The organism is Mesorhizobium waimense (genome assembly GCF_003601975.1).
GTDB classification, from domain to species: domain Bacteria; phylum Pseudomonadota; class Alphaproteobacteria; order Rhizobiales; family Rhizobiaceae; genus Mesorhizobium; species Mesorhizobium waimense.
On record NZ_QZWZ01000012.1, the window covers coordinates 48,680 to 61,155 of the forward strand.

The window sequence follows — 12,476 nt, forward strand, 5'->3', positions numbered from 1 at the left end:
CTCAGGCCCGCTCGATCTTCAGCCAGCGCGCGCAGGCGAGATAGGCGACGGTGACGACAGCCATCAGGATGATCGACAGCGCCGACGCCAGCGGGAAATCGCCGCGCCGACCGATCTGCATCATCACGAGCTGCGGCATCAAAAGCTCGTTGTTGCCGCCAAGAATCTGCGGCGTGATGTAGTCGCCGATGCAGAGCACGAAGGTGAGGAAGGCGCCGACCATGATGCCGGGCAGCGTCAGCGGCAGCACGACATGCAGGAAGGTTCGCACCGGCCCGGCGCCGAGATCGGCTGCGGCCTTGCGATAGCTTGGGCTGAGCTGCTTCAGATTGGCGAAGATCGTCAGCGTCAAAAGCATGACGAAGAAATGCACGAAGCCGGTGACGGTGGCGAAACGCGTGTTGGCGAGCTGCAGCGGCTCGCCGACCAGGCCGAGGCCGGTCAGCGTCCGGTTGATAACGCCATTCTGCGCCAGCACCAGCAGCCAGGAGTAGGAACGCACGACATAGGAGGTCCAGAACGGCAGCACGGCCAGCATCAGCGCCAGCCGCTGCCAGCGTTCGGGCACTTGTTCGGCGAGGATCCAGGCGAAGGGGTAGGCGAGCAGCACCGAGACCACGGTGACGATGGCCGTCACCTGCAGCGAGTTCACCATCGCCCGCCAATAGGACGGATCGGTGAAGAACTGGCTGTAGTTGGCCAAAGTGAAGCCGCCGCCGTCATGCGCCGTGAGGCTCGAAAACCCCATGGCTATGAAGGGCAGGACGAAGAACAGCAATGTCCAGCCGAGCGCCGGCGTGACCAGCGCCCAGGGCAGGGCACGACCCGCCCTGGGCAGGGCACGCCCGCTGTTGGTGACAGTGCTCATCTCCGCCAGCCGATCACTGCGCCTGCAGCATTTCGGTCCAGACGTCCTGCATCTTCTTGTCGAGATCGGCATTCGGCGCCGGATAGGACTGGGCGCGGGCGAGGAAGTCCGGCTGCTCGTCAAAGCGCAGGGTCTTCTTCTGGTCGTCGGTCAGTGCTGCCTTGGTGTTCGACGGCATGCCCCAATAGCATGAGGAGGTGGCAAGGCGCGCCTGGCCTTCCGGGCTCATAATGTACTGGATGAACTTCAGCGCCATGTCCTTGTTCTTGGAATCCTTGAACATGGTGAGCGACTGCGACCACAGCACCGCGCCTTCCTTGGGGATGGAGAAATCCAGCGCCGGGTTTTCCTTGGCGAGGCCCGCCGTCACCCATTCGCCGCCGCCGACCAATATGTCGACCTCGCCGGTGGCCAAAGCGGTCTGGCTGGCGGTGACTTCACCGACCAGCTTGGCATTGGCTTTCATCTTGAGAAGCTCGGCCTTGATGGCGGGCAGGTCAGCCTCGGTGAGTTCGGCCGTCTTCTTGCCGATTGCCAAGGCGGCCATGCCGATGACCGGCAAATAGTAGTCGTAGATGGCTATCTTGCCTTTGTATTTGTCGCTGGTGAGCGCGGCCAGAGACTGCATGTCGGCCGGATCGACCTTGGTCTTGTTGAAGCCGATCGTGTTGTAGCCGAACTTTTCGGTGATGCCGTAGCGCTTGCCGCCGACGACCGTCGAGCCGTCCATCTTCACCTGCGGGAACAGGTCGGCCAGCGGCAGCTTGTCTTCCGGCAAGGGCTCGAACAGGCCCTTTTCGACGCCGCGCGGCACGTCGATGCTATCGATCACCATCACGTCCCAGTCGCCGGGCTGCGATTGTTCGACGATGGCGAGACCGGCGCCGGTGCCTTCGAATTCCTTGACGTTGACCTTGACGCCGTTGGCCTCCTCGAAAGGCTGCAGCAACGCCGGGTCGGCATGGTCGCACCAGATCAGCGCGTTGAGATCGGCGGCCTGAGCGCTGCCGGCAGCGAGCAGCAATGCCGTGGCGGCACAAGCGGTGCGCAAATGGCGCTTCAGGATGGAAAGCGGATTCGTGGTCTGTGCGGACATCGAGTGTTCTCCCTTGCCTTTGTGGCTTCTTGCAAAAAATTGAACCAATTCTAAAATTGAGTCAATTCTGTTTTTATGGCAAGAGGCTTTCATGAGCGGATTGCGGGCAAGGCAAAAGGCGGATCGGCACCGCCGCATCATCGAGGCGGCGGCAGCACTGTTCCGCGAGGCCGGCTATGAGGGCGCCAAGATCGAGGCCATCGCCGCGCAGGCCGAAGTCTCGATCGGCACGATCTACAATTACTATCAGAACAAGGGCGACATCCTCGGCGCCATCGTCTCGATGGAGGTCAACGAGGTGCTCAATGCCGGGCGCGGCGTGGTCGCTAATCCGCCGGCCAATGTCGGCGATGCGCTGGATACACTGATCGGCATCTATGTCGAGCATTCGCTGCATTATCTCAGCAAGGAGATGTGGCGGCAGGCGATGGCGATCTCGACGCAACTGCCCGACAGTCCGTTCGGCCAGGCCTATACCGGGCTCGACCGGGCGCTGACCGAGCAAATCCGCGCACTGATCGCCCGACTGCAGGCGCTCGGCCTGGTGCGACGTGATATTGACGGGCCGGCACTCGGCGAACTGGTCTTCAACAACATGAACATGATGTTCATCGAGTTCGTGAAGCGCGACGAGGCGAAGATACCGGAACTGCGGGCGGCGATACGGAGGCAGAACCGGATTTTGGTGGCGGCGATTGGGGTGTGAATCACGTCGACCACGATCGGCGTCAAGTGGCCAAGCATGCTCTCACCGGGGAGAAACTCAAGCTTTCGCTAATATGTGGGGGCAGCAAGGCTCAGCGAACGCCTGCAAAGCAGCGCTGCTAACTCAGAGCAGCAGGTGAATTGCCAGAAGCTCGATGATCAGCAAAACGGCGCACACCGCGCCCCCAAGGGCATAGCCCCGCCAATACTGGCGAACATCCTGATCGGTTTGGAATGCTTCTACCCAGAGGCCTACAGGGACGCTAAGGCAAATAGGCATCGGCATCGTAGCTGGCACGATTGTAGCAGGCGCTAAAGCAGGTCGACCCGACATGCAGGCGGCCCTCTCGACCGGGAAGAAGCCGGCATATTAGTCTTCGCTAACTAGTGGCGCAACAAGCTTGCCGGCTAGATCGAAGAACGATGGTACCGAACAGCGCTCGCACGTTCCTGCCGGGCCGCACTACGGCTCTTTGCTTAGGAATGTGTCTGAGAGCGGCGGTTTCGGAGGGGTAAAATATGATCAAGATGCTCTTCGAATATGGGAGGGCGCGCAATGGGAATACTTCGACCACAACCCAAGCCCAAAAGGGTCTACCCAAAAAGCGACCGTTTCGAAGAAAACGGCCGGATTGCCGCGATCTTGCTCGTCATTGCTGCCGCGACTGTCGCAATCTCTGTCATACGCATGTTGCCCCTTTAGATCGTCTCGCAGCAGGCCGCGATCGAGACGGGCGGCGCGCTCAATACGGATCAGTGGGAACAGCACTTGTCGGATCGATCGAAGCCGCAGTGTTGCCGAGCGCATCGGAAGGCCCTCCCTTCAGGGTCGTGAATTCCAACATGTCTGTCAGCGCTCCGCCACCAAAGCGAGGATTTCGGGGGCCGGGGTGACATGTGCGTGCGGTCTGCAGAAAGCAGGGTCAATCGCCCGATAGCCTAGCAGGCTGGCGAGTGGCGCCAGGATTGCGAGCGCCACCCGTTGAATCGCGGGTGGAGGCTGCGTGAAGACGATCACGTCGGCAAATTCCCTGGCGATGACTGCCGCCTGAAGCAGGAAGGGTCTTCCTTTCCAATCCACCCGACCGGCATTGGCGAGGCCGAAGAGCATGCCGATCAGCAGCTCGAAGCGGTTCGGGTCGATGTGGTCCGCGCCGTGCGCGCGTTCGATTTCGATCAGGACGTGTGCCTCGTCGGTCTTGCAGCTGTTCCACCAATCGTGCACCACGCCTGCCTCCACCGTCGCGGATTGGCCGGGTCCCAGAGAAAACGTCTTCCCGGCAATGGAGGCGTCGATCCGGCCGCTCAGGACGGTAAACCGTTCAATCATGTTCGGATGGAAGTGCTCGCCCACGACCGCGGCTCCCGGCCGAGCGGTCAAATGAACGATGCCTGGTCCCTGGCCGCGGTCTTCGGTGCCACGCAGGATCACGGCAAATTCGCCGGTCACCTTGTTCTCGTAGACGTCTCCACAACGTGACATGGATCATCTCGTATTTCAGGAATGCAGGCATCGAAAACAAGAGATTGACGTTCTAGCTGCGAACTGGTGCCCCCGGACGGAATCGAACCGCCGACCTTCGGTTTACAAAACCGCTGCTCTACCAGCTGAGCTACAAGGGCACGGCGCTCCGGTAGCATATTTCGTGCGCCAGTAAAGTCAAAACTCCATTCATGGTTGCTAATGGACCCTGTCGAGGCGGCAGGGCAGGCATGCTGAAAACCGCCAATTCGTTTCCTACATATGATTGAGGTGCAATCGCCTTAGCGAGGGTGTCGCATGATCAGATTCGTCATCATTCTTCCGCTTGTCGTGGTGGCCTTTCTTCTCCTGGTCAGGCTTATCAAGGATGTGAAGAACGCCAAAATCGACTGGACCGGCGTCACCACCATCATCGCCTTCATCGCTCTGGCCTTCTGGCTGCGCCATATCACCGGCATGGGCTGAAGCCTGTTCTGACAGGCTGCCGGCCGGCGCGGTTTACCGGCCGCGATCAGGCTTGCTTCCTGTTGCTGCAGATCCAGGGTCAGAACGACGTTTTTCAGGCGGTCGAAAAAATCCTTCAAAATCCGTCGAACCTCTTCCCGGCTCGCTGCGACTGACGATCAAGAGGCGGATGGATCGCCTCTCCTACGAAACCAGGAGATCGTCATGTTCAAGCGCACACTCGTTTCCGGCCTGATCGCCACCACCGTCGCCGCCGCCACGCTGGCCGGCACCGTCCAGCCCTCGGCCGCCCACAGCCATCGTCACCACCGCGAAATCGGCATCGGCATCGCCGCCGGCGTCGGCGGGTTCGTCCTTGGCAGCCTGCTCGCCCAGAGCCGCGCCCGGTCTATGTCGAGGACTATGGCGACTCGCGACACGTCCGCCGCTGCCTCGCCCGCTATGCCAGCTACGACCCGTACTCCGACACCTATGTCGGCTATGACGGCTACCGCCATTACTGCCGGCTCTGAGAGGAGGTGAACCGCTTCAGGCAACTGGAAGAAGGGGCCTCCTGCGTGGCCCTTTTTTCCGCTGGCTGCGGGGCTCGGCTCTTGTTGGATTGGTCGACTGCCAATGTCGGCGCCGCCTGCGACTGGCGGTGTACAGCGATTTTCCGAACGTTTAATCTCCCCTCCACGGCCAACGGAGAGGAGGGGTCCTTGGACGAACAGGATCCGAAGGAAGACCAGATCGAGCCCGTTTTTCGCAACGGCACGGTCACCACCGTCGGCATCCTGCTGGCGTTTTCGCTGGGCTTCATCACCCATTGGGCCGCCAACCCGATCCCTTGGCAGTTCCACCATTTGCTCGCCGTGGTGCCGATCCTGATCGGCATCGCGTTGCAGATGCGGGCGCTGTCCATGCTGCTCGATGTCCAGTCGCTGCAAAGGCGCATCTACGAGCGCGCCAACCGCATCTTCATCGCGGGCCTCATCTTCACCGCAAGCGGCGTCGGGCTCGCGATCCTGCTCGATGTCTTCGAGGTTGCGGGCAAGAGCGCGCTGCCGAGCGGCTAGTGAGCCGCTACTGCCCCTTGGCTGTCCTGGCAGATGTCGCACCATTCGGCGCCGACCAGGCTCGCCATGCGCTCGACGCCTATTCTCACCGCAGCATTGGTTGCGCCGGCCGCCGGCACGACCTCGTCAAAGGCGCGCAGCGACACGTCGCAATAGACCGGCAGCGGCGAGGCGAGGCCGAAGGGGCAGACGCCGCCGACCGGGTGGCCGGTGATATCCGCCACCTGTTCGGCATCGAGCATGCGCGGCTTGCCGCCGAAGGCATCGCGCGTCTTGCGGTTGTCTATGCGCGCATCACCGCGCGCGATGACCAGCAGAACCCGGTCGCCGACGCGCATGCAGATGGTCTTGGCGATTTGCCCCGGCTCGACGCCATGCGCCTCGGCCGCGAGGGCCACGGTCGCCGAGCTTGTCGGCGTTTCGATGACCTCGATGTCGGGGGCATGTTCGGCGAAGAAGGCTTTGACGGACTGGAGGCTCATTCTCTTCAGGCGGGGACTGTAGATTTTGGAAGGTTGGTGCAGACTTGGCCGTCACCGGCCGCGTGTCAAGGCGAGCGCGCGGCGGTGATGTCAAAGAGTGATCCCGATGCATCGGCGCTGCCTTGCGAAGAAGGGTTCGAAAGGCCGCCGATCATCCTGGTGATTTCCGTCGCGGCCTCGCGCACCAACGGCCCGATTTCGGCCAGCCGCTCCTGCGTTACTCGCACCGTCGGCCCCGACACCGAAACGCCGCCGATCGGCTCGCCGAACTCGTTGAAGATGGCGGCGGCGACGCAGCGCATGCCGGGATGACGCTCCTCGTCATCGACCGACCAGCCGCGCAGCTTGATCCTCACCAAATCGTGGGCCAGCGCCGAGATGTCGGACAGCGTGTTTTCGGTAAAACGCTCCAGCCCCGCCTTGCGCAGGATGGCGCCGACACGCTCGGGTTCCAGATGCGCCAGTACCGCCTTGCCGATGCCCGAGGCATGAAAGGAGCTGCGCGTGCCCGGCCGGAAGAAGGCGCGGATCGCCTGATGCGTCTCGACCTGGCTGACGAAGACGACGCAATCGTCCTCGGCGACGCCGAGATTGGCGGTTTCGCCTGTCTTTTCCATCAATTCCTGCATGACGATGCGGGCGCGGTCGACCAGCTTGCGCCGACGCAGGAACGCCGCGCCCATGCGATAGGTCTCGACGCCGATCGACCACAACTGGTCAGTGCTCTCGAACTCGACCATGCCGTGGTTCTGCAGCGTCGTCAGCATGCGGTAGGTGGTGGAAGCCGCTAGGCCGGAACTGGCGGCGATCTCGCTCAGTGACAGGCCGCTGCCCTCGGCAACGATGGCCAGGATGCGCAGCGCCCGGTCGAGCGACTGCACCGAAGCGGCCTCGGCGGGGCCGTTGAAGGCGCGGGGACGGCCGCGCTGGCGTTTTTCGGTCGTTTCCATGGCGCCATTCTCGCCGATTTCGCCAAACAAGCAATGAAAAAGTTTTTCATTCGTTTGTATGGTTGAATTCTGGAAAACCGAAAACTCAATGAAATCAGTTTACAGTCGTCGTTTTCTAGAAATGAAAAAATATTCTGAAAAAATTGAAAAATGGTGGGAACGCTGCCATCCTTGGCCATCAACACATTTGCGGAGGCTGGACATGGCCAGGATGCGCGCTGTCGATGCAGCGGTTCTCGTTCTCGAAAAGGAAGGCATTTCTTGTGCCTTCGGCGTGCCGGGCGCGGCGATCAACCCGTTCTATTCGGCGTTGAAGGCGAGGGGCACCGTCCGCCATATCCTGGCACGCCATGTCGAGGCAGCCTCGCACATGGCCGAAGGCTATACACGGACCAAGGCCGGCAATATCGGCCTGTGCATCGGCACTTCGGGCCCGGCCGGAACCGACATGATCACCGGGCTCTATTCGGCGGCGGCCGACTCCATCCCGATCCTGTGCATCACCGGCCAGGCGCCACGCGCACGGCTTAACAAGGAGGATTTCCAGGCGGTCGACATCGCCGCGATCGCAGCGCCCGTCGCCAAATGGGCGGTCACCGTCATGGAGCCCTATCTTGTGCCGATGGCGCTGCAGAAAGCGTTTCATCTGATGCGCTCGTCGCGGCCGGGGCCGGTGCTGATCGACCTTCCGGTCGACGTGCAACTGGCAGAGATCGAGTTCGACATCGACGCCTACGAGCCGCTTGCCGCGTTCAAGCCGGCAATGACGCGCGCCCAGGCCGAAAAGGCGCTGGCGATGCTCAATGCGGCGGAAAAGCCGCTGATCGTCGCCGGCGGCGGCATCATCAATGCCGATGCCTCCGATCTCTTGATCGAATTCGCCGAGATCACCGGCGTGCCGGTCATCCCGACGCTGATGGGCTGGGGCACGATCCCCGACGACCACCGGCTGATGGCCGGCATGTGCGGGCTGCAGACGTCGCATCGCTACGGCAATGCGACCATGCTGGAGGCCGACTTCGTCTTCGGCATCGGCAACCGCTGGGCCAATCGCCATACCGGTTCGGTCGACGTCTACACCAAGGGCAAGAAGTTCATCCATGTCGATATCGAGCCTACCCAGATAGGCCGTGTCTTCGCGCCGGACCTCGGCGTCGTCTCGGATGCGGGTGCCGCGCTGAAGATGCTGCTCGACGTCGCCACCGAATGGCGCACGGCCGGCAAGCTGCGCGACTGGTCGGGCTGGGCGAAAGAATGCCAGCAGCGCAAGAAGACGATGAAGCGCAAGACGCATTTCGAGCAGGTGCCGCTGAAGCCGCAGCGCGTCTACGAGGAGATGAACAAGGCCTTTGGCCGCGACACGACCTATGTCACCACGATTGGCCTGTCGCAGATCGCCGGCGCGCAGTTCCTGCATGTCTACAAGCCGCGCAACTGGATCAATTGCGGCCAGGCCGGACCGCTCGGCTGGACGCTGCCGGCAGCACTCGGCGTGCGCGCCGCCGATCCCGACCGCACCATCGTGGCGCTGTCCGGCGACTACGACTTCCAGTTCATGATCGAAGAACTGGCGGTCGGCGCGCAGCACAAGCTGCCCTACATCCATGTCGTGGTGAACAATGCCTATCTCGGCCTGATCCGCCAGGCGCAGCGCGGCTTCGCGATGGATTTCGAGGTCAGCCTCGCCTTCGAGAACGTCAACCGTGCCGGCGATCCGGAAGCCGGTTACGGTGTCGACCACGTTGCCGTCGCCGAGGCGATGGGCTGCAAGGCGGTTAGGGTGAGGAAGCCGGAGGAGTTCGCCGGCGCCTTCAAGCAGGCGCAGCGGCTGATGAAGGAGCACCAGGTTCCGGTCGTACTCGAATTCATCCTCGAGCGCGTCACCAACATTTCCATGGGCACGGAAATCGACAAGATCACCGAATTCGAGGAGCTTGCCGAAAGCCATGAGGATGCGCCGACGGCCATCGTGATGCTTGATTAGGCCGGGCGGGAACAAGGAGAAAAAGAATGCCGCGTTTTTCAGCCAATCTGTCGATGCTCTTTGGCGAGCATGATTTCCTCGACCGCTTCGATGCGGCCGCCCGCGCCGGCTTCAAGGGGGTCGAATATATCGGGCCCTATGACCATGCGCCCGAGGTGGTTGCCGCGCGGCTGAAGAAGAACGGCCTCAGCCAGGTGCTGTTCAACCTGCCGGCCGGCGACTGGGGCAAGGGTGAGCGCGGCATCGCCGTGCTGCCGGATCGGGTGCCGGAATTCCGGCAGGGCGTCGCCAAGGCGATCAGCTATGCGCATGCGCTCGGCTGCGAGCAGATCAACTGCCTCGCCGGCATCGCGCCGCAAGGTGCGGATCGCTCCGTGCTGGAGAACGTCATTGCCGAGAACCTGGCCTTCGCGGCCGAGAAGCTGGAGCAGGCCGGCATCCGGCTGCTGATCGAGCCGATCAACACGCGCGATATTCCCGGCTTTTTCCTCACCAATTCCGACCAGGCGCTGGCGCTGATCGACCGCATCGGCTCAAAAAACCTGTTCCTGCAATACGACATCTATCACATGCAGATCATGGAGGGGGATCTCGCCCGTACCATCGAGGCAAACCTTGGCCGCATCGCGCATATCCAGCTTGCGGACAATCCCGGCCGACACGAGCCGGGGACGGGCGAGATCAACTATCCCTTCCTCTACGAGCATATCGACCGCATCGGCTATTCCGGCTGGATCGGCGCCGAATACAAGCCGAAGGCCGGGACGGAGGCTGGATTGGGGTGGTTCAGGGAGCTGGCCGGGCAGGGGAGCGCGGCGGCGTAGCTGCCAGGGTGTAAACGAGGAGAACAACAATGGAAACCATTGGCTTCATCGGCCTCGGCATCATGGGCGCACCGATGGCGGGGCACCTCTTGGATGCCGGCTACAAGGTCGTCGCCAGCGATCATCGCTCGAAACCACCAGCCGATCTGGCCGCGAAAGGACTGAAAATCGTCACCGGCCATGACGCCGTCGCGAAAGCGGCCGACATCGTCATCCTGATGGTTCCCGACACACCGCAGGTGGCTGACGTGCTGTTCGGCGAGAGCGGTGTCGCGTCCGGTCTAAGCAAGGGCAAGCTGGTCATCGACATGAGTTCGATCTCGCCGATCGCGACCAAGGAGTTCGCGAAGAAGATCAACGATCTCGGCTGCGACTATCTCGACGCGCCGGTGTCGGGCGGCGAGGTCGGTGCCAAGGCGGCGTCGCTGACTATCATGGTCGGTGGCGAGGACAAGGCCTTCGAGCGCGCCAGGCCCGTGTTCGAAAAGATGGGCAAGAACATCACTTTGGTCGGACCGAACGGAGTGGGACAGACCACCAAGGTCGCCAACCAGATTGTTGTCGCATTGACCATTGAAGCCGTCGCCGAAGCGCTTGTTTTTGCATCAAAAGCTGGTGCTGATCCGGCCAAGGTCAGGCAGGCGCTGATGGGCGGGCTGGCGGCCTCGCGCATTCTCGAAGTGCATGGCGAGCGCATGGTCAAGCGCACCTTCGCGCCGGGTTTTCGAATTGAGCTGCACCAGAAGGATCTGAACCTGGCGCTGGAAGGCGCCAAGGCGCTCGGTGTGGCGCTGCCCAACACCTCGACCACGCAGCAATTGTTCAACTCTTGCGCAGCCAATGGCGGGGCGAAAGAGGATCACTCGGCGCTGGTTCGCGCGCTGGAGCGGATGGCGAGGCATGAGGTTGGGTGAGGTGAATTAGTCGGCAAAGGCTTCGATAGGCCGACCTCGTTCGACAGCATAGCGAATGAGATCGGCAAGGCGCTTCAGAAAATTTTTGGATTCCTCCGAAATTCCTTCAACTCGCCCAAGCGCCTCAACTTGCTTGGTCAAGGAAGGGAAGGATTCGATTTGAAGCGTCGCGTCCTCATAGAAATCTTCGAATTGCAGAACGAATTCAAACGCGTTTTGGCTCGCGATTGACACGATTTCATGGTGCGCAGAGGGACCTATCGATACATATCGATCGATATGCCCATTTGAATCAAGAACAGCAAAATCCAATGACATGCCTTGCGCCCTATTTGCCGTGCGCGAACCACCGTTGCGCCGCATAAAGGCTCACCGCAGCGGCATTCGACACGTTGAGCGATCTGATCGCGCCGGGCATGTCGAGGCGGGCCAGCGTCGTCACCGTCTCGCGCGTCTTCTGGCGCAGGCCCTTGCCTTCGGCGCCCAGCACCAGCGCGATCTTGTCGCCGGCAAAGCTGGTTTCAAGTTCCGCTGGCCCGTCGGAATCGAGGCCGATGGTCTGGAAGCCGGCTTCGTGCAGTTGTCCCAGCGCGTCGGCCAGGTTCTTCACTTCGATCTGGTCGATATGCTCAAGCGCGCCGGAGGCCGATTTCGCCAGCACGCCGGATTCCTGCGGGCTGTGGCGGGCCGTGGTGATCAGCGCGCCGGCGCCGAAGGCGACCGCCGAGCGCAGGATCGCGCCGACATTGTGGGGGTCGGTGACCTGGTCGAGCACCAGCACTAGGCTGGTCTCGCCAAGCGCGTCGAGGCGCTTCGGCTTCAGCGGTTCGGCTTCGATCAGCACGCCCTGATGCACGGCGTCGGAACCTGTGACCCTGTCGATCTCCTTCGGTTCGACCAGTTCGGCCTTGAACGGCAAAGCGGCGAGATCGGCGATCGCCAGCCGCTCGGCGGCATTGCGCGTCACCAGCATCTTTCTGATCCGCCGGCGCGGATTGTCGAGGGCCGCCCGCACCGTGTGCAGGCCGTAGAGCCTGACCAGCCCGTCGGTCGCGTTCTCGCCGGGCGGTACCGGCTGGCGCGGCCGGAAAGCTGGAGCGCCGCCTGCCTTCTCGTCGCGGTGGGCGCGACGCAGCTTGGCGTAATGGGTGTCTTTCGGGGTCTTGGGCTTGTTATCGTTGCTCATGGCCGGCTTCTATAGCCGTGTCGCCGGGCCATGGATACTGGCAGAAAGCCGGCTTGCCAGGCAGGCTGTCAAATTCAGCGCATTTTGCCGAGAGGTTGCGGTTGACACCCAAAGGCCTTGCCGCCATAAGGCGCTTCGCTGATTTCGGACAAACTTTGGTTTCGACCCTGATCGGCGAGAATGCCTCGTTGCAAGGCTTCGACGGCAGGCTGGAGAGGTGCCCGAGTGGTTAAAGGGGACGGACTGTAAATCCGTTGGCTTAGCCTACGTTGGTTCGAATCCAACCCTCTCCACCACTGCCAGCCCGTAAGCCTTGAGACGATGCGGGTATAGCTCAGTGGTAGAGCAGCAGCCTTCCAAGCTGAATATGCGGGTTCGATTCCCGCTACCCGCTCCAGATTTCCAACGGCATGATCATGAACACCGAAGCGCTGCACGCCGCGGCGGTATTGTTGCAGGCC

Annotated in this window: 15 protein-coding genes and 3 tRNA genes; 9 read left to right on the forward strand and 9 right to left on the reverse strand. The window is 61.9% G+C overall.

Annotation, left to right across the window (positions count from 1 at the left end; translation table 11 throughout):
- Position 1: 1 nt before the first annotated feature.
- Positions 2-868 carry an ABC transporter permease gene (locus tag D3227_RS16720; protein ID WP_120015204.1) on the reverse strand — a complete coding sequence of 289 codons (867 nt, stop codon included), beginning with the start codon at positions 866-868 and terminating at the stop codon, positions 2-4.
- Between the two features lie 13 nt (positions 869-881).
- Positions 882-1,964, reverse strand: a complete 1,083-nt coding sequence (locus tag D3227_RS16725; protein WP_120015205.1) for a polyamine ABC transporter substrate-binding protein — start codon at positions 1,962-1,964, stop codon at positions 882-884.
- A gap of 91 nt (positions 1,965-2,055) precedes the next feature.
- Between D3227_RS16725 and D3227_RS16730 the strand changes: the two genes are divergently transcribed.
- Positions 2,056-2,670: a TetR/AcrR family transcriptional regulator gene (locus tag D3227_RS16730; protein WP_120015206.1), complete on the forward strand. Its 615-nt coding sequence runs from the start codon at positions 2,056-2,058 to the stop codon at positions 2,668-2,670.
- 522 nt (positions 2,671-3,192) lie between these two features.
- Here the strand turns inward: D3227_RS16730 and D3227_RS41130 are convergent.
- The 3 genes from D3227_RS41130 to D3227_RS16740 form a co-directional block, all read right to left on the reverse strand.
- Positions 3,193-3,477 (reverse strand): hypothetical protein, encoded by a 285-nt coding sequence (locus D3227_RS41130; RefSeq protein ID WP_147377614.1) that lies wholly within the window; start codon positions 3,475-3,477, stop codon positions 3,193-3,195.
- 42 nt (positions 3,478-3,519) lie between these two features.
- The gene (locus tag D3227_RS16735) at positions 3,520-4,119 is read right to left on the reverse strand and encodes a cupin domain-containing protein (protein WP_245451779.1); all 600 of its coding nucleotides are present in this window, start codon (positions 4,117-4,119) and stop codon (positions 3,520-3,522) included.
- A gap of 97 nt (positions 4,120-4,216) precedes the next feature.
- Positions 4,217-4,292: transfer RNA gene (locus tag D3227_RS16740), tRNA-Thr, on the reverse strand.
- 157 nt (positions 4,293-4,449) lie between these two features.
- Between D3227_RS16740 and D3227_RS16745 the strand changes: the two genes are divergently transcribed.
- The 3 genes from D3227_RS16745 (at position 4,450) to D3227_RS16755 (ending at position 5,675) form a co-directional block, all read left to right on the forward strand.
- Positions 4,450-4,617, forward strand: coding sequence for a hypothetical protein (locus D3227_RS16745; protein ID WP_120015208.1), 168 nt, complete (start codon positions 4,450-4,452; stop codon positions 4,615-4,617).
- Positions 4,618-4,790: 173 nt separating this feature from the next.
- Complete coding sequence (locus D3227_RS16750; RefSeq protein ID WP_245451785.1) at positions 4,791-5,129, forward strand: BA14K family protein; 339 nt, start codon at positions 4,791-4,793, stop codon at positions 5,127-5,129.
- Between the two features lie 189 nt (positions 5,130-5,318).
- Complete coding sequence (locus D3227_RS16755; protein WP_120015209.1) at positions 5,319-5,675, forward strand: hypothetical protein; 357 nt, start codon at positions 5,319-5,321, stop codon at positions 5,673-5,675.
- Here D3227_RS16755 and D3227_RS16760 read toward each other — a convergent pair.
- Together D3227_RS16760 and bhcR are read right to left on the reverse strand one after the other, a co-directional pair.
- Positions 5,672-6,157 carry a YbaK/EbsC family protein gene (locus D3227_RS16760; protein ID WP_120015210.1) on the reverse strand — a complete coding sequence of 162 codons (486 nt, stop codon included), beginning with the start codon at positions 6,155-6,157 and terminating at the stop codon, positions 5,672-5,674. The genes D3227_RS16755 and D3227_RS16760 overlap by 4 nt on opposite strands.
- 65 nt (positions 6,158-6,222) lie before the next feature.
- Positions 6,223-7,107 (reverse strand): HTH-type transcriptional regulator BhcR, encoded by an 885-nt coding sequence (gene bhcR, locus D3227_RS16765; RefSeq protein WP_120015346.1) that lies wholly within the window; start codon positions 7,105-7,107, stop codon positions 6,223-6,225.
- Between the two features lie 202 nt (positions 7,108-7,309).
- Between bhcR and gcl the strand changes: the two genes are divergently transcribed.
- From gcl to D3227_RS16780, 3 genes are read left to right on the forward strand one after another with little or no spacing between them, the layout of a single operon-like run.
- Positions 7,310-9,091, forward strand: coding sequence for a glyoxylate carboligase (gene gcl, locus D3227_RS16770; protein WP_120015211.1), 1,782 nt, complete (start codon positions 7,310-7,312; stop codon positions 9,089-9,091).
- 26 nt (positions 9,092-9,117) lie between these two features.
- Positions 9,118-9,915 carry a hydroxypyruvate isomerase gene (gene hyi / locus D3227_RS16775; protein WP_120015212.1) on the forward strand — a complete coding sequence of 266 codons (798 nt, stop codon included), beginning with the start codon at positions 9,118-9,120 and terminating at the stop codon, positions 9,913-9,915.
- Between the two features lie 29 nt (positions 9,916-9,944).
- Positions 9,945-10,829 (forward strand): 2-hydroxy-3-oxopropionate reductase, encoded by an 885-nt coding sequence (locus tag D3227_RS16780; protein WP_120015213.1) that lies wholly within the window; start codon positions 9,945-9,947, stop codon positions 10,827-10,829.
- A gap of 6 nt (positions 10,830-10,835) precedes the next feature.
- Here D3227_RS16780 and D3227_RS16785 read toward each other — a convergent pair whose 3' ends face one another.
- A complete protein-coding gene (locus tag D3227_RS16785) occupies positions 10,836-11,192 on the reverse strand; it encodes a hypothetical protein (protein WP_147377615.1) in 357 nt (118 codons plus the stop codon).
- Positions 11,158-12,015, reverse strand: coding sequence for a TrmH family RNA methyltransferase (locus tag D3227_RS16790; protein WP_120015215.1), 858 nt, complete (start codon positions 12,013-12,015; stop codon positions 11,158-11,160). The genes D3227_RS16785 and D3227_RS16790 overlap by 35 nt, the downstream gene beginning before the upstream one ends.
- A 211-nt stretch (positions 12,016-12,226) precedes the next feature.
- On the opposite strand from D3227_RS16790, the gene D3227_RS16795 reads away from it, so the two are divergent.
- Positions 12,227-12,311, forward strand: a tRNA-Tyr gene (locus D3227_RS16795).
- Positions 12,312-12,338: 27 nt separating this feature from the next.
- Positions 12,339-12,412: transfer RNA gene (locus D3227_RS16800), tRNA-Gly, on the forward strand.
- The last annotated feature ends 64 nt before the right edge of the window (positions 12,413-12,476 follow it).

Coding starts and splice junctions, on each gene's coding strand:
- D3227_RS16720 (WP_120015204.1), bottom strand. CDS start 868: ATGAGCACTGTCACCAACAGCGGGCGTGCCCTGCCCAGGGCGGGTCGT.
- D3227_RS16725 (WP_120015205.1), bottom strand. CDS start 1,964: ATGTCCGCACAGACCACGAATCCGCTTTCCATCCTGAAGCGCCATTTG.
- D3227_RS16730 (WP_120015206.1), top strand. CDS start 2,056: ATGAGCGGATTGCGGGCAAGGCAAAAGGCGGATCGGCACCGCCGCATC.
- D3227_RS41130 (WP_147377614.1), bottom strand. CDS start 3,477: ATGCGCTCGGCAACACTGCGGCTTCGATCGATCCGACAAGTGCTGTTC.
- D3227_RS16745 (WP_120015208.1), top strand. CDS start 4,450: ATGATCAGATTCGTCATCATTCTTCCGCTTGTCGTGGTGGCCTTTCTT.
- D3227_RS16760 (WP_120015210.1), bottom strand. CDS start 6,157: ATGAGCCTCCAGTCCGTCAAAGCCTTCTTCGCCGAACATGCCCCCGAC.
- bhcR (WP_120015346.1), bottom strand. CDS start 7,107: ATGGAAACGACCGAAAAACGCCAGCGCGGCCGTCCCCGCGCCTTCAAC.
- gcl (WP_120015211.1), top strand. CDS start 7,310: ATGGCCAGGATGCGCGCTGTCGATGCAGCGGTTCTCGTTCTCGAAAAG.
- hyi (WP_120015212.1), top strand. CDS start 9,118: ATGCCGCGTTTTTCAGCCAATCTGTCGATGCTCTTTGGCGAGCATGAT.
- D3227_RS16780 (WP_120015213.1), top strand. CDS start 9,945: ATGGAAACCATTGGCTTCATCGGCCTCGGCATCATGGGCGCACCGATG.
- D3227_RS16785 (WP_147377615.1), bottom strand. CDS start 11,192: ATGCGGCGCAACGGTGGTTCGCGCACGGCAAATAGGGCGCAAGGCATG.
- D3227_RS16790 (WP_120015215.1), bottom strand. CDS start 12,015: ATGAGCAACGATAACAAGCCCAAGACCCCGAAAGACACCCATTACGCC.